Below are 24,116 nucleotides of genomic sequence, written 5' to 3'. Positions count from 1 at the left end.
TCCGGACCGGACCGCCCCGGACCGGGGGCCGCAGGAAGTGGCGGTAGAGGGGTTTCCCTCCCCTCTACCCATCAGTACATTGACGCCATGTCTAATACGCCGCCCGCGTCGCCCGCCCCCGTGGTGTCGGAGCACATAGATCTGAAGGCCCGGAACGTGTCCTTCTCCTGGGAGGACACCCCGCTCCACTGGCTGCCCGGCGATCCCTTCGCCAACCACACCATCAACGTGTTGCACCTGCTGCTCCCGGCGGGCGAGCGCTGGTTCGTGCACGTCTACAAGCAGGTGCTCCCGTACATCACGGACGAGCAACTGCGCGAGGACGTCGTCGGGTTCATCGGCCAGGAGGCCATGCACGCGAGCGCGCACGACGACGTGCTCCCCCACCTCAAGCGGCTGGGTCTGGATCCGACGCCCTACACGGCGCAGATCGACTGGCTCTTCGAGAAGCTGCTCGGCGACCGGACGCTGCCGCCGGGTGCACCCCGCAAGTGGTGGCTGATGGAGCGCGTGGCGATGATCGCCGCGATCGAGCACTACACGGCCTTCCTGGGCAACTGGGTGCTCAACGCCGACGAACTGGACCGGCGCGGCGCGGACCCGATGATGCTGGACCTGCTGCGCTGGCACGGCGCGGAGGAGGTCGAGCACCGGTCGGTGGCCTTCGACCTGTTCATGCACCTCGACGGCGGCTACCGCCGCCGGGCGCGCACCTGGGCCACGGCCTTCACGGCGCTGGTCTTCCTGTGGCAGCGCGGATCGCGCTACTTCATGGAACACGACCCCGGCCTCCCGCCCGGGTCCAAGGCCTCGGTGGGCCAGTTCTACCGCTCGGGCCGCAAGGGGACCCTGCCGTCCACGGGCGCGATGCTGAAGTCGATACCGACGTACCTGTCGCGCACCTACCACCCCTCGCAGGAGGGCTCCACGGCGCAGGCCGTCGCCTACCTGGCCTCCTCCCCCGGCGCCAACGGAGGTTTCCACGGAGCCGACGGCGGTTCCCACGGCGCGAACGGCGGTGCCCGCGGATGAAGCGCGCCCTCACGGTGACCGCGCTCGCGGGCGCCGCATGGCTGGCGAAGCGTGCGATCGGCCGGCGCATCGACTCCGGATCGCCCCTCTGGCCCCTGCCCGCCCTCGAGACCCCCGTGTCGGGGTACTCGCCGCGCCGGTGGATCCCGGCGCTGATCGTCTCCCGTACGGAGCCTGCGGACGGGGTGCTGTCCCTGACGCTGGAATCGGCCGAGCTCCCGGAGTGGGCCCCCGGCGCGCACCTGGACGTGCAGCTCCCGTCCGGGCTGGTCCGCCAGTACTCCCTGTGCGGCGACCCCGCCGACCGGGGCCGCTACACGATCGCGGTCCGGCTCGTGGAGGACGGCCGCGGCGGCTCGCGCGAGGTGCACGCCCAGCTGGTGGAGGGCGCGGAGCTCCCGGTCCGCCCGCCCCGCAACCGCTTCCCCCTCGTCCCGGCCCCGTCCTACGCCTTCGTCGCGGGCGGGATCGGCATCACCCCGGTCCTCCCGATGCTCCGGGCGGCGACGGCGGCGGGCGCGAACTGGACCCTGCTCTACGGGGGCCGCTCGCGGGCCTCGATGCCCTTCCTGGCCGAACTGGCGCAGTACGGGGACCGGGTCACGATCGTCCCCGAGGACGAGGCGGGCCTCCCCGACCTGAGCACGCTCGGCGCGCTCGGACCGGACACGTTGGTCTACTGCTGCGGCCCGGCCCCGCTGATGGCGGCGGTCGAGGCAGCGGTCGAGGCGGCCGCCCCCGAAGGCACCCCGGCGGGCACCCCCGTCCACTTGGAGCGTTTCGCCCCGGCCGCCGCGGGCGGGGACGCGAAGCCCTTCACGGTGGAACTCCACCGCTCGGGACGGGTCGTGGAGGTGGCGGCGACTGAGTCCGCCCTGGCCGCCGTCCGCCGGGAGCTCCCCAACACCCCGTACTCCTGCGAGCAGGGATTCTGCGGCACCTGCCAACACCGGGTCCTGTCGGGGGACATCGATCACCGCGACACCCTGCTCACGGACGGCGAGCGCGAGGACTCCATGCTCCTGTGCGTCTCCCGCGCGGCCTCGGACCACCTGGTCCTGGACCTGTAGGGGGCACCTGCGGGGGTGCGCAGTAGGGTGTCCGCATGACAACCGGGGTGCGGCGCAGGATGGGTGTCGAGGAGCGGCGGCAGCAGCTGATCGGGGTGGCGCTGGAGCTGTTCAGCCACCGGTCGCCCGACGACGTGTCCATCGACGAGATCGCGGCGGCCGCGGGGATATCGCGGCCGCTGGTCTACCACTACTTTCCCGGCAAGCTGAGCCTCTACGAGGCTGCGCTGCGACGGGCGGCCGACGAGCTCGCGCTGCGCTTCGTGGAGCCCCGGGAGGGGCCGCTCGGGGCCCGGCTGCTCCGGGTCATGGGGCGGTTCTTCGCCTTCGTCGACGATCACGGGCCCGGGTTCTCGGCGCTGATGCGGGGCGGTCCGGCGGTCGGCAGCAGCCGGGCCAACGCGATGATCGACGAGGTCCGCCAGGCGGCGTACGAGCAGATCCTCGCGCATCTGGGCGTCGACCGTAAGGCTCCGCCCGCCCGGCTGGAACTCGTGGTGCGCTCATGGGTGTCGCTGGCCGAGTCGACGGCGCTGATCTGGCTGGACGGCCGGCGGATCCCGCGCGCCGAGCTGGAGTTGCAGCTCGTGCACGATTTCGCGGCGCTGGCCGCGGTGAGCGCCGCCTACGACGCGGAGATGGCGGGGATCCTCGTACGGATCCTCGTGGACGAGCCGACCGACGGGCCGTTCGGGGAACTGGTGGGGCGGCTGGTGGCCCTCGTCCCCGCAGGGGCCGACCCCACAGGAGCCGGCCCCACAGGATCCGGCCCCACGGGATCCGGACCCTCGGTGCCCGGTCCGCGTTGATCAGCGGCTCTTGATCGAATAGCGCGCAATAATGCCCGCGTGATCATTGACGACGGGATCGTGTTCCGGCAAGCCGAGGAGAAGGACGCCGGCACGCTGGTGGCGCTGTACGACCAGGCCGCACGCTGGATGGCCGCGCACGGGATCGAGCAGTGGAAGCCCGGGGAGAAGGACCCCGCACACTTCCGGGCGATCATGCGCGAGGGCGAGGTGTGGCTCGCCTCGGACGGAAACGGGCACGCCGTCGGGGCGTACGAGCTGTGGTGGTCCGACGAGGAGGCCTGGGGCATCCAGCCGCCCGTGGCCGGCTACGTGCACCGCCTCATGGTCGAACGCGAAGCCGCGCCCGCCGGGGCCGGCCGGCGGCTGCTCGAACACTTCGAGCGGCGCATCGCCAGGACCGGCCGCGAACGGGCGCGGCTGGACTGCGTCTCCACCAACCCCCGGCTGCTCGCGTACTACCAGTCCGCGGGCTACCGGGTGGTCGGGGAGTTCCCCCACAAGGAGGGCAAGGACGGGCGGGTGTACGGGGTGATCCTGCTCGAGAAGCGGCTGGACCAGCTCACTCTGGTCAACCCCGCCTGAGCCGCCCCCGGGTCGTCACCCCCGCTTGAAGACCGCCGCCGTGCGGGCCGGGACGGCGAACTCTCCCTTCGCCGGGTCGTACGCCGCCTGCCGGACCACCGGGTCCGTGCCCGAGGCCTGGACCGGGTGCAGGGCGTAGGCCGTGCCCGCGAGGGCCGGGACCCGCTGGGTCCGGGCGGCGGGGGTGGCGTTGAAGACCACCACCAGGTCGCCCACCGTCATCGTGATCACGCCCGGGGTCTCCTCGGACCCCGAGAGCGGGAAGGCCAGCTTCGCCTGGACCGCCTCGGTGGTGGTGAGGGCGAAGGCAGGTTCCGTCGTACGGATCTTCAACAGGTCCCGGTACGCGGACGAGGCGCCGCCGATCTCCGCGCAGCCGGGTGCGGGCGCTGCCAGCAGGGGCTTCGCGTAGAGCCACTTCGAGCGGTTGTCGGCCGCCGGCGGCAGGCCGCGGCCGAAGCCGTTGCCGTCCTTGCAGTCCCAGTGGATGGCGTTGAACCAGTCCCCGCTGTCGTAGGAGTTGCGGTCCAGGGACTTGGAGCGGAGCAGGTCCGTGCCGGCCTGGGAGAGGGCCGGGCCCTGGGAGAGGGCGGCGACGGACATCGCCAGGACCTGGGCGCGGGACCGGTCGGCAGCCGACGTACCCTCCGGGAGCTTGAACGCCAGGGCGTCGTAGAGCGTCTCGTTGTCGTGGGCGTCGACGTACGCCAGCGCGTCGCCGGGGGCCGCCGCGTACCCGGCCGGGGCTCCGTTGTAGTCCACCTCGGCGCCCTTGACCGCGCGGCCGGTGGAATCCGTGAAGGCGTACGCGGCGAGGTTGCCGGTCAGCCCGACCTTGATCAGGTCCTGGTCGTGGAGGAGCCGGACGCGCTGCTGCTCCGGCGTCCCGTTCGCCGGAGAGGCGTTGGGGGCGGTGAACAGGCCGGAGGCGAAGCCCTGCACGCGCGGGTCCTCGTCGAAGGGGCCGCCGCCGCGGACCGCGTCGCGGGCCCGGTCGGAGAAGGTGGCGATGCCGGTGCCGGCCATGTTCTGCTGCGTGGCCTGCACGAAGCGGGCGTCGTCGGCGACCTCGCCGAAGTTCCAGCCCTCCCCGTAGAGGACGATCTTCTTGCCGTCGACCCCGTCCTTCTGGGGCGTCAGCGCGTCGAGGGCGGCGCGCACGGCCAGGATGTTGGCCTTCGGGTGGTGGCCCATGAGGTCGAAGCGGAAGCCGTCGACCTTGTACTGCTTGGCCCAGGTGACCACCGAGTCGACGACGAGGCGGCCCATCATGGCGTTCTCGGGGGCGGTGTTGGCGCAGCAGGTCGAGGTGGCGACGGAGCCGTCGGCCAGCAGCCGCTGGTAGTACCCGGGGACGATGCGGTCGAGCACCGACTTGTCGGACTGGCCGGCGGCCACCGTGTGGTTGTAGACCACGTCCATGACCGTGCGCAGGCCCGCGCCGTTCAGGGACTGCACCATGCGCCGGAACTCCACCGTGCGGGCGGTGCCGTTCGGGTCGCTCGCGTACGAGCCCTCGGGGACCGTGTAGTGCAGCGGGTCGTATCCCCAGTTGTACGCGTCCTTCGCGGCCGCGGCGGCCACGCAGGCCTGCTGCTCCTCCGAGTCGGGGGCGTAGACCTTCAGGTCGCAGGCGGGCTCGGTACGGTCCCCGGGCTTCTCGGGGATGGTGCCGATGTCGAAGGCGGGCAGGAGGTGGACGTACGAGGTCCCGGCGGCGGCCAGGTCCCGCAGGTGGCCCATGCCCGCCGAGGCGGTGTCCGTGAAGGCCAGGTACTGACCGGGGTGGGTGGTGGTGCGGTCGGCGACCGAGAAGTCGCGGACGTGCAGCTCCTGGATCTGCGCGGAGGTGAAGGGGACGGCCGCGGGCTTCTTCAGCTCGCGCCAGCCGGCCGGGGCGAGCTTCGGATCGGCGAGGTCCACGGCCAGGCTGTACGCGGAGTCCGTGGTCAGGGCGGTGGAGTACGGGTCGGTGACCAGGTTGCGGACCACCTGGCCGGTGCTCGGGGCCCAGACGGTGACGGCGTAGCGGTAGCGCTTGCCGGTCCAGTCGCGGTCACCGCGCACCGACCAGACGCCGGTGGCGTCGTCGCGGCGCATCGGGACGGTGCGGCCGTCGAGTTCGAGGCTCACCTGCTGGGCGGTCGGGGCCCACACGGAGAGGGTGGGGCGGCCGTCCTTGAAGACGGGGCCGAGCGGGGAACCGGTCGTGTAGAGGTCGTCGAGGACCCCGGCGAGCTGGACTCCGGTGGCGGCGAGGACGGCGCCGTTGGCGGCGCGGGCACTGGCCACGAGCTGGCCGCGCAGGGCTTCGCGGACGCGGTCCCGGTCGCGCGGGTCGACCGTGTAGGCGGCGTACGCGGCCAGGTGCGGGTACTTCTCCTTCTGGGCGGCGGTCAGCTCGGTCCTGGCCAGGCGCAGCCACTGGGCCCGGCCGGTCAGGGTGCCGTTCTCGGCCTTGACGGCGCCTTCGCGGGAAGCGAGGAGCTGGAGGGAGGCGGCGGCGGGCGGGGCGTTCCAGGCGACGGTGTCGCGGTCGATCCAGACGGCCTGGGCCTTGGTGAGGTCGAGGGCGGCGGCCGACCCGGCGGGCTGCGGGAGGAGGTACTTCTCCTTGCCTCCCAGCATCCACACCTCGTGCCCGTTGCCCTTCAGGTCGAGGGACTGGTCGGACGGGAGGTCCTTGGCGTCGCCGTTGTGGAGGATGTAGCTGAGGCTGGTGGCTCCGGCGGCGAGGGGGACCTCGTAGACGGCGCCGTAGGAGTCGGTGCGGACGGGGAGGATCGGCTTGGACCAGTCGGTGGGCGTCGCCGCTCCGGTCCAGACGTGCAGGCCCCAGCCTTCGTAGGCGCCGTCGGGGCGCTGGTAGTGCAGGACGGCCTTCGCCGTGTCCTGCGGCGGGTAGGCGGGGCGGTCGGTGCGGGCGGGCTCCTTGCCCTGTTCCAGCCAGATCTCGCCGGTCTTCGTCACGTCGATGGTGCGGTCGGCGGCGACGTCCTTGGTGCCGTTCTTGTCGATGACGAGGTAACTGACGCTGCTCGCACCGGGCTTGAGCTTGACGTAGGCGAAGGCTCCGTAGGCGTCGCGGCCGGTGAAGTCGTGGCCGGCGGGCCAGGGAGTGGCCTCGCCCTCGGCGAGGTCGCCCCAGGCGTAGAGGCGCCAGTCGGTGTAGTCGCCGTCGGGGCGGTTGTAGTGGACGATCGCGTAGTCGCGCTGGGTGGCGGTGGGGACCTCGGCGGGCGGGGTCTGACCGGTGGCCGATGCGGCGAGGGCGCTCGCGGTGCGGCCGGCGGAGTCGACGACCACGGCCTTGTAGCGCAGCGGGGTGCCGGCGGCGGTCGCCGGGTCGATGAACTGGGTGACCTTGTACGGGGCGTGGTCCGCGGAGCCGAGGACCTGCCACGTGCCGGTGCCGGTCTGGGCGGCGAAGACGACCCGGCTCAGGGGGTCTGCGGTGACCTCGGCGGAGAGCTCGACGGTGCCGGTGGCGCCGGGGGCCGGGGCCTTGAGGGTGAGGGCGGGCTTGGTGGTGGGCTTGGCGGCGGGGGTGGCGGCCTGGAGGACCACGGAGCCGAGGGCCGGGAGGGTGACGGTCAGCTTGCCTTCCGCGGAGGAGCGGATCAGCGTGGCCGTCCCGCCGTAGAGGGCGGCGTACTGGACGCCTGCCGGGGCGTCGAGGTCGATGGTGCGGGGCGCGGTGGCGTTGTTGGCCGCGACCAGGTACTCGGTGCGCGTGCGGGTGTCGGTGCGGGCGAAGGCGTAGGCCGAACCGTCGGAGAAGCGTTCGCTCTGGACGCCGTCCCGGAGGGCCGGGTGGTCCTTGGTCAGCTTCGCGAGAGCACTGATCTGCTTGTAGAGCGGGTGCTCCGGATCGAAAGCATCGCTCGCATGCGTGCGCGCCGTTCCGAGCTGGTCGTCGTCCAGGTAGTCACCCACCTTGGAGGCGAAGAGGGGCTGGCGGGCGTCCTTGTCCCCGCCCGCACCGGTGAAGCCCTGCTCGTCGCCGGAGTAGACCACCGGGTTGCCCCGGGAGAGGAACATCAGCTCGTTGGCCAGCCGGTACCGGTCCAGCAGCTCCTGCTCGCCGGCCGCCGGCCGGTCCTGCTTCAGGAAGGTCCCGAAGCGGCCCATGTCGTGGTTGCCGAGGAAGGTGACCTGCTCGTAGGCGTTCGCCTTGTCGGTGGTGTACCGGTAGTCGTCGCCGAAGACGGAGGCCAGCCTGCCGGCCTCCGCGCCCTGGGCGGCGTACGAGCGGATCGCCTCCTGGAGCGGGAAGTCGAGCGTGGCGTCCAGGCGGCCCTGCGTCACGTACGGGGAGGTGATCGCCGTGTCGGCGGAGTAGACCTCGCCGAACATGAAGAAGTCCTTGCGGCCGTGGCGGGCCGCGTACGCGTCGAGGGCGGTGGCCCACTGGGTCCAGAAGCCGGTGTTGACGTGCTTGACGGTGTCGATCCGGAAGCCGTCGACGTCGTAGTCCTCGACCCACTTCTCGTAGATCTTCTCCATCCCCTCGACGACCTCGGGACGCTCGGTCCACAGGTCGTCGAGGCCGAAGAAGTCACCCTTGTCGGAGGATTCGCCCGCGAAGGTGGAGTCGCCGCGGTTGTGGTACATCGTCGGGTCGTTGAGCCAGGCCGGGGACTTCAGGTTCTTCTTCGCGGCCGGGACGAAGGGGGTGCGGGGGAAGGAGTCCCCGTCGGTCTTCGGGAACTTCCCCTCCCCTGCCGCATAGTCCGCGTCCTCGAACGGCACCCCGTCCTTGGTCAGGTAGGGGAAGGCGCCCTTCGACAGGTACCCGTAGGACGCCTCCCGGTAGTCGACGACGTCGGCGGTGTGGTTGGTGATGACGTCGAAGAAGACCTTCATCCCCTTCGCGTGCGCCTTGTCGATCAGCCGCTCCAGATCGGCGTTGGTCCCGAAGTGCGGGTCGACCTGGGTGAAGTCCGTGATCCAGTACCCGTGGTACCCGGCCGAGACGTCCTTGCCCGTCCCCTGTACCGGCTGGTTCTTGAAGATCGGCGCCATCCAGATGGCCGTGGTGCCGAGCCCCTTGATGTAGTCCAGCCGGTCGGCGATCCCCTTGAGGTCCCCGCCCTGGTAGAAGCCCTTGTCCGTGGGGTCCAGCCCGGTCTCCAGACGGGAACCGGTCAGCCCGCCCCGGTCGTTGCGCGGGTCACCGTTCGCGAACCGGTCCGGGAGCACGAAGTAGAACTGCTCCCGGGTCAGGTCGTGCCGCGCGGCCTCGGCCGCCAGTTTGGCGTCCGAGGGCGGGGCCGGTGGCGCCTTGGCGGCGGCCGCCGCGGCGGCGGGGAGGGCGGGCAGGAGCGTCACGGCCAGGGTGGCGGCGAGCACTCTTGCGGCGCCGGCGAGGGCGGGGCGTATCAAGGCGGATCTCCTCGGGTACGGGACGGGGTGGGGCGGGAGGGTCAGTTGCGCCAAGTGTCGGTCAGCGTGACCTTGCCGTTGGCGGGGACCGTGGCGGACCGGTTGGCTCCGCTCTCCCAGGTGACGTTGCCGGCGGCGTCCTTGCGGACGTACTTGTACGCGAAGACCGTGCCGGGCGGGAGCGTGACGTCGAGCTTCCAGACGGGGTAGGCGGCCGGGTCGAGCTTGAGGGCGGCGGCGGTGTTCCAGTTGCCGAGCTCGGCGCGGTCACCGGTGACGTAGATGTTCTGGCCGAGCACGGTGGTGGCGTTGACGGCGAAGGAGGCACCGGCGGTGGCGGTGGGGCTCGCCGTGGGGGTCGGCGTCGGGCTCGGCGTGCCGCTGCCGCAGCTGCGGGCGCCCACGTGCAGGGCGACGGCCGTCCCGGCCCCGAGGGTGGCGCTGAACCGCCCGCCGGAGTCCACGGTCACGGCCCGCCCGCTCTGCACGTCGCAGTAGTCGCCGGGCGGGAGGGAGGTCTGGAACGTCCGGGTCAGCGCCGAGCCCTCGTGGTTGATCGCCACGTACGCCTTGGCGCCGCGCCCGAAGGCGATCTGGTCGCCGCCGTTGTCCCACCAGTCCGTGACGGCCTGGCCGCGCGCCGAGTTGCGGAAGGCGACCATGGAGGAGATCTCCTGCCAAGCGTGCTGGCACTTCCATCCGTCGGTGTAACAGGAGTTCACCGTGCCGCCGTTGGGCGGTCCGGCGTCCCGGTCGGTCCACTCGTAGCCGGAGTGCACGTCCGGGGAGCCGTAGGGCCAAGCGAGCATGAAGACGTTGGCGAGCGTGTAGGCGGACCCGTTCTTGTAGCTGAGGGTGTCACCGCCGCGCTCGGTGTCGTGGTTGTCGACGAAGACGGCGGACTGCCCTGCGGGCATGTACCCCCAGGCCTCCCCGAAGTTCTTCAGGTTGGCGAGGTTCTCGCTCTGGAAGACCCGCTTGAGGTCCCGCGCGTAGCGGAACTCCTGCACGTCCCCGCTCCCGAGGTATTCGCTCGGCGAGACCGCCTCGCCGGCGCCGTGGATCGCCTCCTGCTTCCAGTAGGCGTTCGGCTTCGTCATCCGGGACTTGATGTTGGCGAGGTCGGCGGCCGGCATGTGCTTGGCGGCGTCGATGCGGAACCCGTCGACGCCGAGCGACAGCAGGTCGTTGAGGTAGGCGGCGATCCGCCCGCGCACGTAGTCCTCGCCGGTGTCCAGGTCGGCGAGCTGGACGAGCTCGCAGTTCTGGACGTTCCCGCGGTCCCCGTAGTTCGATATCGAGGACCGGCAGTCGTCCATGTCGGCGCCGGAGTAGATGCCCGGGTAGTTGTACTTCGTGTACGAACTCCCGCCCGTCCCGGTGCCGTCGCCGGCCGCCATGTGGTTGATGACGGAGTCGGCGACGACCTTCACTCCGGCCGCGTGACAGGCGTCGACCATGGCCTTGAAGGCGGCGCGGTCACCCAGCCGCCCGGCGATCTTGTAGCTGACGGGCTGGTACGAGGTCCACCACTGACCCCCCTGGATGTGCTCCTGCGGGGGCGACACCTGGACGTAGCCGTACCCGGCGGGCCCGAGGCTCTCCCCGCAGGCCTTGCCCACGGAGTCGAACCGCCACTCGAACATGACGGCGGTGACGTCCTTCTCACCTGGGGCGGCGGCCAAGGCCCGGGGGGCGGCCCCCCCGACGACGGCGAGGGCGGCCACGGCGGTGACGGCGGATACGGAAAGCAGCGCGGCGGCGGCTCTGACGGCGCGGGCTCGGGTTGGCATGCGGTGTTCCTCCTGGCGGAGAGGCACAGGACCGGGTGGGGACCGGTCACGGCCGAGTTGGGGATTGCAGCGACCGTAGGTGCCCGGCGGAACCGCTGCAAGACCTTGCGCAAGAGATTGCAGAATTGTTTCCGGCCGGGGTCGGGGGTGGACTCACCCCAAGACGGGCCGCAGTCGCCAAGCCGAGCGAGAGTGCGTAGCAACCTGAAGCGCCCACCGACCCTGAAGGGCCGGTGGGCGTCCTTGCGCTAGTGGGGGCGGTCAAAGGTCACGGGAGGGGTGTCCAGACGCAGCCGACGAGGCCGCTCCTCCCCCGGAACCGCCAAAGCCACCCTCGCGGGTGGCTCCGCCCCCTACCCCCCAGGCCCCTGCCCCGTAGACCCCCGGACCACGAGCTCCGGCTGGAAGACGTACTCCGTGCGCTGGACCGGGGTGCCGGCGACCGCCTCCAGGAGGGCTCCCACCGCTGCCGTGGCCATGGCGCGGACCGGTTGGCGGACCGTCGTCAGCGGGGGGTCCGTGAAGGCGATCAGCGGGGAGTCGTCGAAGCCGACCACCGAGATGTCCTCCGGGACGCGCAGCCCGCGCTCGCGGGCCGCCCGTATGACGCCCAGGGCCATCGGGTCGCTGCCGCAGACGATGCCCGTGCAGCCGCGGTCCAGCAGGGCTCCGCCCGCCGCGTGGCCGCCCTCGACCGTGAACAGGGTGCGCTGGATCAGGCCTTCGGCCGCCGCCGACGGGAGGGCGGCGACGAAACCCGCCTCCTTGCGGGCCGACGGAACGTAGCGCGTGGGGCCGATGGCCAGGCCGATCCTGCGGTGGCCCAGGTCCTCCAGGTGACGGACCGCCATCTCCGCCGCCGCGCGGTCGTCCGGGGAGATGAAGGGGGCCTGGACCTGCTCGTTGAACCCGTTGATGAGGACGAACGGGACCCCCCGCGCCGCCAGCCGCTGGTAGCGCGAAGGGTCCGCCGAGGAGTCCGCGTGCAGCCCCGACAGGAACACGATGCCGGTGACCCCGCGTTCCTCCAGCTGCTCCACCAGCTCGTCCTCGGTGGCCCCGCCCGGGGTCTGCGTGCACAGCACCGGGGTGTACCCGTGGCCCGCGAGGGTCTGCTCGATGACCTGGGCGAACGCCGGGAAGATGGGGTTGGTGAGCTCCGGGGTCAGCAGGCCGACCAGGCCGTTGCTGCGCCGGCGCAGCCGGACCGGGCGTTCGTAGCCCAGCAGGTCCATGGCGGCCAGCACCTTGTGCCGGGTGCCGGACGCCACGCCCGCCTTGCCGTTGAGCACGCGGCTGACGGTCGCCTCGCTGACCGAGGCCTGCGCGGCGATGTCCGTCAGCCGCAGCGGGGAGGTCATCCCCGCCACCACACCGCCGTGTCGGCCGGCAGCTCCGACGGGTCGGAGAGGTCCCCGCTCGCCAGCAGTACGGTGCCCGGCGCGGGCATCCGTACCGGCTCGGCCGTGGTGTTGACCGTGCAGGTGAAGTCCCCCCGGCGGAAGGCCAGTACGCCCGACGGAGCCTCCAGCCACTCCACCCCGTCGCCCGCGCCCAGCTCCGGGTGCGAGCGGCGCAGGTGCAGCGCGGCGCGGTAGAGCTCCAGGGTGGAGGCCGGGTCACCGGTCTGCGCGGCCACGCTCAGACCCGCCCACTCGGCCGGCTGCGGCAGCCAGCTGCCGCCTTCGCCGAAGCCGTACGGGGCCTCGGTGCCCGACCACGGGATCGGTACGCGGCAGCCGTCGCGCAGCCCGTCCTGCCCGGCGCCGCGGGCGAAGGCCGGGTCCTGGCGGGCCTCGTCCGGGAGCTCGAGGACCTCCGGCAGGCCGAGCTCCTCGCCCTGGTAGACGTACGCCGATCCGGGCAGGGCCAGCATCAGCAGCGCGGCCGCCCGCGCCCGGGCCAGACCCTGCTCCCCACCCCCGTACCGCGTCACATGACGCACGACGTCGTGGTTGGACAGCACCCACGTCGTCGGCGCGCCCACCGGGCGCATCGCGTCCAGGGACTCGTCGATGGTGGCGCGCAGCGCCCGTGCGTCCCATCCGGTGTTCAGGTAGTGGAAGTTGAAGGCCTGGTGGAGCTCGTCGGGCCGCAGGTACATGGCCGTCCGGTCGGCGCTCGGCGTCCAGGCCTCGGCCACGCCGATCCGGTCGCCGGCGTACTCGTCCAGCACCTTCCGCCAGGAGCGGTAGATCTCGTGGACGCCGTCCTGGTCGAAGAAGGGCAGCACCTGGTTGCCCAGCAGCTTCAGCTGCTCTCCCCGTCCCAGGTCGGGCAGGCCGGGCGCCTTGACCAGGCCGTGGGCCACGTCGATGCGGAAGCCGTCGGCGCCGAGGTCGAGCCAGAACCGCAGGATCGAGCGGAACTCGTCCTGGACGGCCGGGTGTTCCCAGTTGAAGTCGGGCTGCTCGGGTGCGAAGAGGTGCAGGTACCACTCCCCGTCGGCGACCCGGGTCCAGGCGGGTCCGCCGAAGATGGACTCCCAGTCGTTCGGGGGCTCGGCCCCGTCCTCTCCCCGGCCCGGGCGGAAGTGGAAGCGTTCGCGCAGCGGCGTACCCGGTCCTTCGCGCAGGGCCTGCTTGAACCATTCGTGCTGGTCGGAGCAGTGGTTGGGGACCAGGTCCACGATGATCCGCAGGCCCAGCTCGTGCGCCTCGCGGATCACGGCGTCGGCGTCGTGCAGGCTGCCGAACATGGGGTCGATGGCCCGGTAGTCGGCGACGTCGTAGCCGGCGTCGGCCTGCGGGGAGGCGTAGAAGGGGCTGAGCCAGACGGCGTCGACGCCCAGTTCCTTGAGGTAGGGCAGTCGGCTGCGGATGCCTTCGAGGTCCCCCATGCCGTCCCCGTTGGAGTCGGCGAAGCTGCGCGGATAGACCTGGTAGATCACCGCTTCTCTCCACCAGCCGGGCAGGGTGCCGGTGGAGGTGGGAAGGCCGTCCAACGAGGATTCGGCGGCGAGGTGCTGGGTCATGTCGTCCTTGAATGGGTCGGGCCGGGGGTGAGAGGGGGCAGGCTTCGGGTGGTCGGCCCGATGCGCGCGGGGCTGGTCAGCCCTTGGTCGCGCCTGCCGTCATCCCGGCGACGAGGTGACGCTGGGCGAAGAGGAAGAAGAACGCCGCGGGGATGGCGATGAGGATGGAAGCCGCGCTCATCGCACCCCAGTTGGAGGTGTACTGCGTGACGAAGGTCTGCAGGCCGCCGGCCAGCGTCAGGTGCTCGTCTCCGACCATGAAGGCGGAGGCGTACGCGACCTCGCCCCAGGCGGTGATGAAGGCGTAGAAGCCGGTGACGGCGAGGCCGGGCTTGGCCAGCGGCAGGATGAGGCGCCAAAAGGTGCCGAAGGGGTTGAGCCCGTCGACGCGGCCGGATTCGTCGATCTCGACCGGGATGGTGTCGAAGAAGCCCTTCATCATCCAGGCGCAGAACGGCACGGCGATGGTGAGGTACGTGATCACCAGGCCGAGCGGCTGGTTCAGCAGCCCCAGGTCTCCCATGAGGTTGTAGAGGGGGACGATGAGGATGGCCATCGGGAACATCTGCGTGATGAGCAGGGTCCACATCAGCGGCTTCATTCCGGGGAACTTGAAGCGGCTGACGGCGTATCCGGTGGTGGCGGCGATGAACACCCCGAGGACGGTGGTGATGCCGGCGACCAGGACGGAGTTGCCGAACCAGGTGAGGAAGGAGGTCGACTCCACCAGGTAGCGGTAGTTGTCGAGGGTGGGTTCCTTGACGAAGTCCGTGGAGATGGCGTGCTTCGCGGGCTTGAGGGAGGTCAGCAGGATCCACAGCACCGGGAAGACGGCGATCACCGCGGCGACGGCCAGGGTGGCGTGCAGTCCGGCGGAGGCGAGCGGGGAGCGCTTGCCGCGGGGGCGGACGGAGGCCGCCTTCACGGAACTCGCAGAACTCGCGGAGTTGGTCGTCACGGTCACCACACCTCTCCCTGCTTGCGCAGCGAGCGCCGGTAGACCAGCGCGAACATCGTGAGCAGCAGGAGGATCAGTACGCCCCAGGTCGCCGAGACCGCGAAGTCGCGCGGGCTGGTCACGAACGCCTCGCGGAACGCCTGGGTCACCAGGATCTCGGTGGAGTCGCCGGGGCCGCCCCGGGTGAGCAGGAAGATCACCGGGAACATGTTGAAGGTCCAGATGGTGGAGAGCAGGATCACGGTCATGCTGACCGTGCGCAGTCCCGGCAGGGTGATGTGGCGGAACCGCTGCCAGGGGGTCGCCCCGTCCATCTCGGCCGCTTCGTAGAGCTCGCCGGGGATGGACTGCATGCCGCCGAGCAGGGCGACCATCATGAAGGGGACGCCGAGCCAGACGTTGACGGCGATGACCGCGATCTTGGCCCAGGTCGGGTCGTCGAGCCACGGGACGGCGGAGATGCCGCCGCCTTCGAGGATCTTGTTGAGGATGCCGTTGTCGCGGTTGAAGAGGAACCGCCAGGCGAAGACGGAGACGAATCCGGGGACGGCCCAGGGCAGGATGAGCGCCATCCGGTAGGCGGCGCGCCCCTTGAACTCGCGGTTGAGCACGGTGGCGAGGCCCAGGCCGAGCGCGAAGGTGACCGACACGCAGGCGACGGTCCACAGGACCGTCCACACCAGCCGCTGCAGGAACACCGGGTCGGCGAGGACGTCGGCGTAGTTGTCGAGTCCGACGAACTGGTACGTCGCCTCGATGTGGTTGGCGCCGATGGTCCGGCTGACGTTGCGCTCGGTGGCGTCGGTCAGCGACAGGTAGACGCCGCGGACGAGCGGCCAGCCGATGATCACGCCGAGCACGAGCACCACGGGGGTGATCATGGCCCAGGCGTACCAGTGGGTGGCGAGGGCCCGCTTCAGCCCCGGGCGGTTGCTCCCGCCGGTCCTGTTGTCAGTCCTGCGGCTCCGGCCGCGGGCGGCGGGACCGGCGTCAGGACCGGTCTCGCTGCCCGCGGCCTTCGCCACCGACTGGCTGGTGTGAGCAGCCATCTCTTCGTTACTTCCAGCCCTTGAGGATCTTGCGGAATTCGGCGCCGGCCGCCTTGGCCGCGTCCTCCGGGCTCGAGGCCCCGGTGATCGCCTTGGTGTATTCGACCTTGAGCGGCTCGAAGAGGGATCCGTTCTCCGGGATCCAGGCGCGCTCGACGGCCTTGTCCACGGCCGGCTTGAAGAACTGCACCATCTCGCTGGACTTGACCTCGGGCTGCTCGTAGGCGGCCGTCCGGGTCGGGAGCAGGCTCAGCTCCTTGGCGGACTGGACCTGCACCTCCTGCGAGGTCATGTAGTCGACGAAGGCGTTCGCGGCGGCGATGTTCTTGGAGCCCGCGTACACGGCGAGGTCGTGGCCGCCCTGCGGGGCGCCCGCCTTGACGGAGCCGGCCGGGACGGCGGCGATGCCGAGGTTGGCCTTGTCCTTGAACTGGTCGCCCGCGTAGGTGTCGGCCACGGCCCAGGGGCCGTTGATCATCATCGCGGCCTCGCCCGTCTTGAAGGCGGTCTGCATGTTGGTCCAGCCGTCGGTGGCGTTGGTGATCGCCGCACCCGAGGTGACCAGGTCGCGGGCGGCCTTGAAGGCCTTGACGCCCGCGGCGTTGTCGACGGTGACCGTCTTGGTCTTCGCGTCGACGAGGTCGCCGCCCTCTCCGTAGATGAGGGGGAGGAACCAGTAGGAGTCGTCGCCGCGCAGGTAGAGGCCGGCCTTGCCGGTCTTGGCCTTGATGGCCGCGGCGGCGGTCTTCACCTCTTCGAGCGTCTTGGGGGGCTCGACGCCGGCGTCGGCGAGCATCTTCTTGTTGTAGAAGAGGCCCATGGTGTCGATGACCTGCGGGACGCCGTAGGTCTTGCCCTCGTACTTGCCGCTGGCCGCAGCCTGGGGCAGGAACTCGGTGTCGATCTTCTTGGCCGTGTCGGCCGGAACCTCGGCGAGGTAGCCGAGGGAGGCGAAGTCGGCGACCCAGCCCACGTCGGCGCGGATCACGTCGGGGGCCTCGGAGCCGCTGCTGAAGGCGTTCTTGACCTTGTTCTGCGCGTCGCCGTACGGGACGTTGACGTACTTGACGGTCACCTTGGGGTGCTTGGCGGTGAACGCCTCGGCGATCTTCTGGAAGGACGCCTTCTCGGCGTCGTTCGAGGTGTCCCACCACGTGACCGTGCCGGAGAGCTCCCCGTCGGCCTTGGCGCCGTCGCTGCCGTCCTTGGTGTCACCGCCGCAAGCCGTCGCCGCGAGCGCCAGAGCCGCGACCAGCGCGGTGGCCGCTATGCCACGCCGCATATGAACTCCTTCGATGATCCCGGCCGCGCCTCGCGGTTCCGAGTTGCCGAGAACGTAACAAGCCTGAAAGCCGACCGAAAGACCTTGCGGGAACTTTCTGCAAGAAGCGGTGATCGTTACATCCGTGTGTCCGTACGGTTGCCGCAGCTTGCTGTTAGTTCGAACCCTCTTCGACTGTCCGGGCCCGCAACCAGGGGGTGCGTACGCGCGTTGACCCGATATGACCCACGAGTTGACCGCCGCCCGGCTTGCAAGTGCTTCCAGCAACGCCACCGCGAGCGGCGGCTGGTGGCGCGATGCCGTCCTCTACCAGGTGTACGTCCGCTCCTTCGCGGACAGCGACGGCGACGGGATCGGGGACCTGCGCGGGGTCCGCGAGCGGCTGCCCCACCTGGCCCGGCTCGGGGTCGACGCGGTGTGGCTGACCCCCTTCTACGTCTCCCCCCAGGCGGACGGCGGCTACGACGTCGCCGACTACCGGGCCGTCGACCCGCTCTTCGGAGACCTCTCCGACGCCGACGACCTCATCCGCGCCGCGCACGCGCTGGGGCTGCGGGTGATCGTGGACGTGGTCCCGAACCACACCTCCGAGCAGCACGCCTGGTTCCGCGCGGCGCTGGCCGGGGAGCCGGGAGCCCGCGACCGCTACCACTTCCACCCCGGCCGGGGGCCCTCCGGGGAGCTCCCGCCCAACGACTGGGAGTCGGTCTTCGGCGGGGCCGCCTGGACCCGGACCCCGGACGGCGCCTGGTACCTGCACCTCTTCGCCCCCGAGCAGCCCGACCTGAACTGGGAGAACCCGGAGGTCGCCGAGGAATTCTCCGCCGTCCTGCGGTTCTGGCTCGACCTCGGCGTCGACGGGTTCCGGGTGGACGTCGCCCACGGCATGGTCAAGGCCCCGGGCCTGCCGGACATCGGCCGCGGGGCACAGGCCACCCTCATCGGCACCGAGCCGCTCCCCTTCTTCGACCAGGACGGCGTGCACGCGATCCACCGGTCCTGGCGGCGGCTGCTCGATTCCTACGAGGTCCCGCGCATCGGGGTCGCCGAGGCCTGGGCGCCCACCTCCGAGCGGCTCGCGCTGTACGTCCGCCCCGACGAACTGCACCAGGCCTTCAACTTCCGATTCCTGAACTGCCCGTGGGACACCACCGCACTGCGCACCGTCATCGACGAGTCCCTCGCCGCCACCGCCTCGGTCGGCGCCCCGACGACCTGGGTGCTGTCCAACCACGACGTCGTACGGCACCGGACCCGCTACGGCAGCCTGGCCCGGGCCCGGGCGGCCGCGCTGCTGATGCTGGCCCTGCCCGGATCGGCGTACGTCTACCAGGGCGAGGAGCTCGGCCTGCCCGAGGTGACCGACCTCCCGGACTCCGCCCGCCGGGACCCGGCCTTCACCCGCAGCGCCGGGCAGGACGGGCTGCGCGACGGCTGCCGGGTACCGATCCCGTGGTCCGGGGAGGAGCCCCCGTACGATTTCGGGCCTGCCGGGAGCTGGCTCCCCCAGCCGGCCGGCTGGGGCGGGCTCAGCGTCGCCGCGCAGACCGGCGACCCCCACTCCACCCTGGAGCTCTACCGCGCCGCCCTGGAACTGCGCCGCGCGATGCCGGGCCTCGGGGCACCGGAGGCGGGGGTCTTGGAGGCGGGGGGCATGGAGGCAGGGGTCTTGGAAGCGGGCCTCTCGGACACGGCAGAGGCCGGGGGCGCGGAGTCCGGGATGCAGTGGCTGCCCGCGCCCGAGGGCGTGCTCCTCTTCACCCGCCCCGGCTTCGCGTGCACGCTCAACACCCGCCCGGTCCCGCTCGAACTGCCCTCGCCGGGACGGCCCGTCCTGTCCAGCGCCCCGGTGGAGACGGACGGCCGCACCGTCCGGCTTCCCCCGGATTCGTGCACGTGGTGGTCATTGTGAACGTCCGACCGGTACAGTCCAATCCCGTGACCGCACGGCTAGCCGACATCGCAGCCCAGGCGGGGGTCAGCGAAGCCACAGTCAGCCGCGTGCTCAACGGCAAGCCCGGTGTGGCCGCAGGCACCCGTGAATCCGTGCTGGCCGCCCTCGACGTGCTCGGCTACGAACGCCCCGTACGGCTGCGCCAGCGCAGCGCGGGACTCGTCGGCCTGATAACCCCCGAGCTCGACAACCCCATCTTCCCGGCGCTCGCCCAGGTCATCGGCCAGGCGCTGACCCGGCAGGGCTACACCCCGGTGCTGGCCACGCAGACGCCCGGCGGGTCCACCGAGGACGAGCTCGTGGAGATGCTCGTCGAACGCGGGGTCTCCGGGATCATCTTCGTCTCCGGGCTGCACGCGGACACCACGGCCGACATGGGCCGCTACGACCAACTCCGCGGACAGGGCGTCCCGTACGTCCTCATCAACGGGTTCTCCGACAAGGTGCAGGCCCCCTTCGTCTCCCCCGACGACCGGGCCGCGATGCACCTCGCGGTGACCCACCTGACCGCACTCGGGCACACCCGGATCGGGCTGGCCGTGGGGCCCAAGCGGTTCGTGCCGGTGCTCCGCAAGATCGAGGGCTTCCGGCAGGGCATGAAGGAACGGCTCGGACTCGGCGAGGACGAGGTCGAGGAGCTGATCCAGCACTCCCTCTACACGCTGGAGGGCGGCCAGGCCGCCGCGGCCGCGCTCATCTCCCGCGGCTGCACGGCGGTGGTGTGCGCGAGCGACATGATGGCGCTGGGCGCGATCCGGGCGGCCCGGCAGCAGGGCCTCAAGGTCCCGCAGGACGTGTCGGTGGTCGGCTTCGACGACTCCCCGCTCATAGCGTTCACGGATCCGCCGCTGACCACCATCCGCCAGCCCGTGCAGGCCATGGGCCAGGCCGCGGTACGGACCCTGCTGGAGGAGATCGGCGGTACGCCGGCCCCGCACAGCGAGTTCGTGTTCCTCCCCGAGCTGGTCGTCCGCGGCTCCACCGCTTCGGGCCCCCAGCAGGGCCGCGGTCCCGCACGCCCCTGAGTGACGCCCCTGCCGTTTTCCCTAGGGACGTAAGGCCTCCGCTCGTCCCGAAGGCGGAGAGGCTGCGGCCAAGACCGTCCCAAGGGATGATCGAAGGCGAGTCCGCATCTGGCAGACTCTTTTCCTATGGGTGAAGCGAGCGTGAAGACACTGGATACCCGGACGGACGTCTCGTCACCCCCCGTGACCGAGAGCCAGGACCGCCCGGAGTCGTCCGAGCGTGCACTGCTCTCCAGGCTGCGCGTCCCCCGGCGACCCCGGATCTGGTTCGAGGTCCTGCTGATCGCGGTCAGCTACTGGACGTACTCGCTGATCCGCAACGCCGTGCCCGAGCAGAAGGCGGCCGCGCTCGCGAACGCCGACTGGATCTGGAAGGTGGAGCAGGCGCTCGGCATCGCCGTCGAGGAGAAGATCAACCACGCCGTCAATTCGGTGACCTGGCTCGTGGTGGGCATGAACTACTACTACGCCACGCTCCACTTCGTCATGACCATCGGCGTGCTGGTCTGGATCTACCGCTTTCATCCCGGGCGTTACGCGGCGACGCGGCTCATCCTCTTCGCCACCACGGGCGTGGCCCTGGTCGGCTACTACTTCTACCCGCTCGCGCCGCCCCGGCTGATGAACGGGCAGGGTTTGAGCGGGAGGGGCTTCGTCGACACCGTGCTGGTCCACCACACCTGGGGCTCCATGGCCTCGGGCAACCTCAAGCACATGTCGAACCAGTACGCGGCCATGCCGTCCATGCACATAGGGTGGTCGCTCTGGTGCGGGCTGACGATCTTCGCGGTCGCCTCCGCCCCCTGGGCCCGGATCCTGGGCCTGCTCTACCCGACGGCGACGCTGATCGTGATCGTGTCCACCGCCAACCACTTCTGGCTCGACGCCGTCGGCGGCATGCTCTGCCTGGCCTTCGGCTACGCCGTCTCCCGCGCCTGGTACGGGTCGCTCCCGCACCGGCTGCCGCGCCGGCCCGAGGAGACCGGCCGCCACCCGGTGGCGGCGGCCGTGCTGAACCATCCGGCGCTGGGCCGCTTCCGGCGCTGAGGCCCCGCCCGTTTCCGGCGCTGAGCCCTGCCGTCTCACCCCTCCCTGTGGGTGATCCGGCCTCCCGACATGGTGAGCCGGACCGGCACCCCGGCCAGCTCGTCCGCCGGAGCGTCCACCGGGTCCAGGCCGAAGGCGGTCAGGTCGGCCCGGAAACCGGCCGCGATCCGCCCCGCCACCGCTCCCTCCCCCGCCGCCAGCGCGGCGTGCGAAGTCATGCCCTCCAGGGCCATCAGCCCGCTCAGGGCCGCCCCGGTCCACGCCCCCGTACCGGCCGAGGCCGCGCCGCGCGGGTCGCGGGCGGTGGCCAGGACCTGGCGGGCGTCGTAGTGGGCGATGGGCCAGTCGGAGCCCAGGGCGAGCACCGCGCCGGCCTCGCGCAGGTCCCGGCAGCGCCAGGCGCGGCCGGCCCGCTCCTCCCCCAGCCGCTTGGACCACTCGTCGCTGTGGTCGGCCCGGGTGTACGCGGTGTGCGGCGGCTGCATCGAGGCGATCACCCCGAGCTCCGCGAACCGCTTCAGCTGGCCGTCCGGGACGGTCTCGATGTGCTCGATCCGGTGCCGCATCCGGCCCCGCAGGCCCAGCGACTCCACGGTGTCCAGGACGTGTCGGACCGCCGCGTCGCCGATGGCGTGGGTCGCGGTGCGCACCCCGGCCGCGTCGAGGACCCGTACCGCCTCGGCGTAGGCCTGCGGATCGGGCCAGAAGGCGTCGGTGCCACGGCCGTGGCAGTCGGCGTGCTCCAGCCAGGCGGTGCCGCCCTCGACGGTGCCGTCCATGAAGAACTTGACCCCGCCGACCTTCCAGTGGCGGCCCGCGAGCCGCTGGAGCTCGATCAGCTCCTCCAGGTCCTCGCCGGTGGCTCCGGGCATGCACCAGGGCGAGAGGTTCAGGCGCAGCGGGAGGTCGCCCTCGTACTCGGCGGTCGCGAGCAGGGCGGGTACGTCCCCGTCGCCGAGGTCCATGACGTGTGCGCCGGTCAGACCGGTGGCGGCCATGTCGGAGAGCAGGCCGGTGAGGCGTTGCCGGCGCTCGGTGTACGTGGGCTTCGGCGCGAGCGAGCCGACCAGGGCCATCGCGGCGTGCTCGACGAGGTGGCCGGTGGGCCGCCCGTCGGCGTCGCAGACGATCTCGGAGCGCTGGGCGAAGGCGCGCGGGCCGGTGATCCCGGCGGCGGCCAGGGCCGCGCCGGAGGCGAGCGCGGAGTGGCCGTCGTAGAGGCGCAGGAAGGCGGGGGCTCCGGCGAGGGCCTCCTCGATCAGGGCCTTGTCGACGGGGCGGCCGCCGAAGGCGTTGTGGTCGAGGCCGAAGCCGGTGACCCAGCCGCCGGGGCCCCGGTCTGCGGTGCGCAGGGCGGCGCGGAGCTGGTCGAGGTCGGTGACGGCGGAGAGGTCCGTACCGGTCGCCATCTCGATGCCCCAGACGGGGTGGCTGTGGGCGTCGGTGAGTCCGGGGGTGAGGGTGGCGCCGCCGAGGTCCACGGTCTCGGTGCCGGGGCCGCGCCAGTCGCGGACGTCGGCCTCGTCTCCGACGGCGACGATCTCGCCGCCGAGGACGGCTACCGCGCGGGCCTCGGGGCGGGCGGGGTCGAGGGTGCGGACGCGGGCTCCGGTGAGGACGGTGTCGGCAGCGGGCACGGCTCTGCTCCTTGGGGGGCTTCGGGGGCGGGTTCTTCGGCGAATCGGGCGTAGACCTCGGGGCGGCGGGTCTTCAGGCGCTGGGCGAGGGCGAGCCCGGCGAGGAAGACGGCGGGGACGAGGGCCACGAGGAGGATGTTGACGGTGGTGGAGGCCATGGTGAAGAGGGCCGCCTTGGAGACGACGAGGCAGATCGCGACGGCCAGCAGCACGGCGGCGGTGACGGGCGCGATCAGGGTCCGCCAGGGCCCCTCGTCGTGCCGGACGCGGCGGAAGTAGACGGGTACGGCGATGGCGGCGAGCAGCATCAGGGCCATGAGGCCGATCATGCCCGGGGTGTTCACCCAGAGCAGGAGCTGCTGGTACGGGTCGGCTCCGGCGAGGGCGAAGCCGAGGACGATGACGGCGCCGAGGGCGGTCTGCGCCGCGCCGGCGACGTACGGGGAGCCGTGGCGCGGGTGGATCCGGCCGAGGGCGGCGGGCAGGATGCCTTCCTCGGCGAGGGCGAGGGCGTACCGGTTGATGGCGTTGTGGAAGGCGAGGAGGGAGGCGATGACGCTGGTGACGATGAAGACGTGCATCAGGTCGGCCGCCCAGGGGCCCACGTAGGTGGTGATGGCGGTGAAGAAGAGGCCGGCGGGGTCCGCGGCGGCCGCGGCGAGGACTTCCTCGGTTCCGAAGGCCTGGATGACGGTCCAGACGATGAAGGCGTAGAAGAGGCCGAGGAAGGCGACGGCGATGTAGGTGGCGCGCGGGATGGTCCGGTCGGGGTCGCGGGCCTCGCGGCGGTAGATGACGGTGGACTCGAAGCCGGTGAACGCGGCGAAGGCGAAGGCCAGGACGGCCGCGGCGCCGGGGACGAGCACCGCGCCGGGAGCGAAGGATCCGAGGGAGAGTCCGTGGGCGCCGCCCTCGATGAGCACGCCGCCCGCGAGCAGGACGAGGATCCCGGTCTCGGCGACGAGCAGGATGCCGAGCAGTTTGGCGCCGAAGTCGATGGAGCGGAAGCCGCCGTACCAGATGAGGAGGAGGCCGGCGAGGGAGACGGGCAGCCAGGGGATGTCGAGGCCGGCGAGGGCGCGCCCGGTGTCGGCGGTGGTGGTGCCGAGGAGCCCGTAGACGCCGATCTCCATGCCGTTGTAGCCGATGAGGGCGAGCAGGGCGGCGCCGATGCCGACGCGCTTGCCGAGGCCGCGGGCGATGTAGGCGTAGAAGGCGCCGCCGCTGCGGACGTGGCGGCTCATGGTGGTGAAGCCGACGGCGAAGATCGCGAGGGTGAGGCCGGCGAGGAGGTAGCCGGCGGGGGCGCCGATGCCGCCGAGCAGGATCGCGACGGGGGCGACGCCGGCCATGACGGTGAGCGGGGCGGCGGCGGAGACGACGAAGAAGGAGATGTCGGCGGTACCGAGCGCGCCGTGGCGCAGGTCGGTTCCGGTTCTTGTTCCGGATCTCGGCGGCTCGGGCGTTTCGGGCATGCGGGAGCACCCTTCTGCGAACGGCAGGCGGCGGGGAACGG

At 71.6% G+C, this 24,116-nt stretch carries 16 protein-coding genes; 7 read left to right on the top strand and 9 right to left on the bottom strand.

What is annotated here, in order from left to right:
* Positions 1-87: 87 nt before the first annotated feature.
* Genes ACFVX6_RS30095 through ACFVX6_RS30080 form a run of 4 tightly spaced genes read left to right on the top strand, consistent with a single transcriptional unit; the run spans position 88 to position 3,496 of the window.
* Positions 88-1,032, top strand: a complete 945-nt coding sequence (locus ACFVX6_RS30095) for a metal-dependent hydrolase (RefSeq protein WP_389696753.1) — start codon at positions 88-90, stop codon at positions 1,030-1,032.
* The gene (locus ACFVX6_RS30090) at positions 1,029-2,102 is read left to right on the top strand and encodes a PDR/VanB family oxidoreductase (protein ID WP_389696751.1); all 1,074 of its coding nucleotides are present in this window, start codon (positions 1,029-1,031) and stop codon (positions 2,100-2,102) included. The genes ACFVX6_RS30095 and ACFVX6_RS30090 overlap by 4 nt, the downstream gene beginning before the upstream one ends.
* A gap of 35 nt (positions 2,103-2,137) precedes the next feature.
* Positions 2,138-2,911: a TetR/AcrR family transcriptional regulator gene (locus ACFVX6_RS30085; protein ID WP_389696749.1), complete on the top strand. Its 774-nt coding sequence runs from the start codon at positions 2,138-2,140 to the stop codon at positions 2,909-2,911.
* Positions 2,912-2,950: 39 nt separating this feature from the next.
* Entirely contained in the window at positions 2,951-3,496 is a 546-nt protein-coding gene (locus ACFVX6_RS30080) for a GNAT family N-acetyltransferase (protein ID WP_389696747.1), read from the top strand.
* A 15-nt stretch (positions 3,497-3,511) separates the two neighbouring features.
* Here the strand turns inward: ACFVX6_RS30080 and pulA are convergent, their stop codons facing one another.
* The 7 genes from pulA to ACFVX6_RS30045 all read right to left on the bottom strand — a co-directional run bounded on the left by pulA (position 3,512) and on the right by ACFVX6_RS30045 (position 16,937).
* The gene (pulA, locus tag ACFVX6_RS30075; protein WP_389696745.1) at positions 3,512-8,881 is read right to left on the bottom strand and encodes a pullulanase-type alpha-1,6-glucosidase; all 5,370 of its coding nucleotides are present in this window, start codon (positions 8,879-8,881) and stop codon (positions 3,512-3,514) included.
* Positions 8,882-8,922: 41 nt separating this feature from the next.
* On the bottom strand, positions 8,923-10,674 hold the full coding sequence (locus ACFVX6_RS30070) for a carbohydrate-binding module family 20 domain-containing protein (RefSeq protein WP_389696743.1): 1,752 nt from the start codon (positions 10,672-10,674) through the stop codon (positions 8,923-8,925).
* A gap of 353 nt (positions 10,675-11,027) precedes the next feature.
* Complete coding sequence (locus tag ACFVX6_RS30065; RefSeq protein ID WP_389696741.1) at positions 11,028-12,035, bottom strand: LacI family DNA-binding transcriptional regulator; 1,008 nt, start codon at positions 12,033-12,035, stop codon at positions 11,028-11,030.
* On the bottom strand, positions 12,032-13,648 hold the full coding sequence (locus ACFVX6_RS30060) for a glycoside hydrolase family 13 protein (RefSeq protein ID WP_389696739.1): 1,617 nt from the start codon (positions 13,646-13,648) through the stop codon (positions 12,032-12,034). The genes ACFVX6_RS30065 and ACFVX6_RS30060 overlap by 4 nt, the downstream gene beginning before the upstream one ends.
* Before the next feature lie 76 nt (positions 13,649-13,724).
* Positions 13,725-14,606, bottom strand: coding sequence for a sugar ABC transporter permease (locus ACFVX6_RS30055; RefSeq protein WP_389696737.1), 882 nt, complete (start codon positions 14,604-14,606; stop codon positions 13,725-13,727).
* Between the two features lie 2 nt (positions 14,607-14,608).
* Entirely contained in the window at positions 14,609-15,655 is a 1,047-nt protein-coding gene (locus tag ACFVX6_RS30050; RefSeq protein ID WP_389696735.1) for a carbohydrate ABC transporter permease, read from the bottom strand.
* A 7-nt stretch (positions 15,656-15,662) separates the two neighbouring features.
* Entirely contained in the window at positions 15,663-16,937 is a 1,275-nt protein-coding gene (locus tag ACFVX6_RS30045) for an extracellular solute-binding protein (protein WP_382971726.1), read from the bottom strand.
* A 220-nt stretch (positions 16,938-17,157) separates the two neighbouring features.
* Here ACFVX6_RS30045 and ACFVX6_RS30040 point away from each other — a divergent pair, with 220 nt between their 5' ends.
* From ACFVX6_RS30040 to ACFVX6_RS30030, 3 genes are all read left to right on the top strand, one after another.
* Positions 17,158-18,849, top strand: coding sequence for a glycoside hydrolase family 13 protein (locus tag ACFVX6_RS30040; RefSeq protein WP_389696733.1), 1,692 nt, complete (start codon positions 17,158-17,160; stop codon positions 18,847-18,849).
* Positions 18,850-18,875: 26 nt separating this feature from the next.
* Positions 18,876-19,916, top strand: coding sequence for a LacI family DNA-binding transcriptional regulator (locus ACFVX6_RS30035; RefSeq protein WP_389696731.1), 1,041 nt, complete (start codon positions 18,876-18,878; stop codon positions 19,914-19,916).
* A gap of 126 nt (positions 19,917-20,042) precedes the next feature.
* Complete coding sequence (locus ACFVX6_RS30030) at positions 20,043-20,963, top strand: phosphatase PAP2 family protein (RefSeq protein WP_389696729.1); 921 nt, start codon at positions 20,043-20,045, stop codon at positions 20,961-20,963.
* Positions 20,964-20,998: 35 nt separating this feature from the next.
* Here ACFVX6_RS30030 and ACFVX6_RS30025 read toward each other — a convergent pair whose 3' ends face one another.
* Entirely contained in the window at positions 20,999-22,600 is a 1,602-nt protein-coding gene (locus ACFVX6_RS30025) for an amidohydrolase (protein WP_389696727.1), read from the bottom strand.
* On the bottom strand, positions 22,522-24,075 hold the full coding sequence (locus ACFVX6_RS30020; RefSeq protein ID WP_389696725.1) for an amino acid permease: 1,554 nt from the start codon (positions 24,073-24,075) through the stop codon (positions 22,522-22,524). The genes ACFVX6_RS30025 and ACFVX6_RS30020 overlap by 79 nt, the downstream gene beginning before the upstream one ends.
* Between the last annotated feature and the right edge of the window lie 41 nt (positions 24,076-24,116).

This window comes from Streptomyces sp. NPDC058289 (genome assembly GCF_042880975.1).
Classification (GTDB): domain Bacteria; phylum Actinomycetota; class Actinomycetes; order Streptomycetales; family Streptomycetaceae; genus Streptomyces; species Streptomyces stoeckheimensis.
Note: the sequence above shows the minus strand (reverse complement) of the source record. Positions and strands in the feature narration are given on the sequence as shown.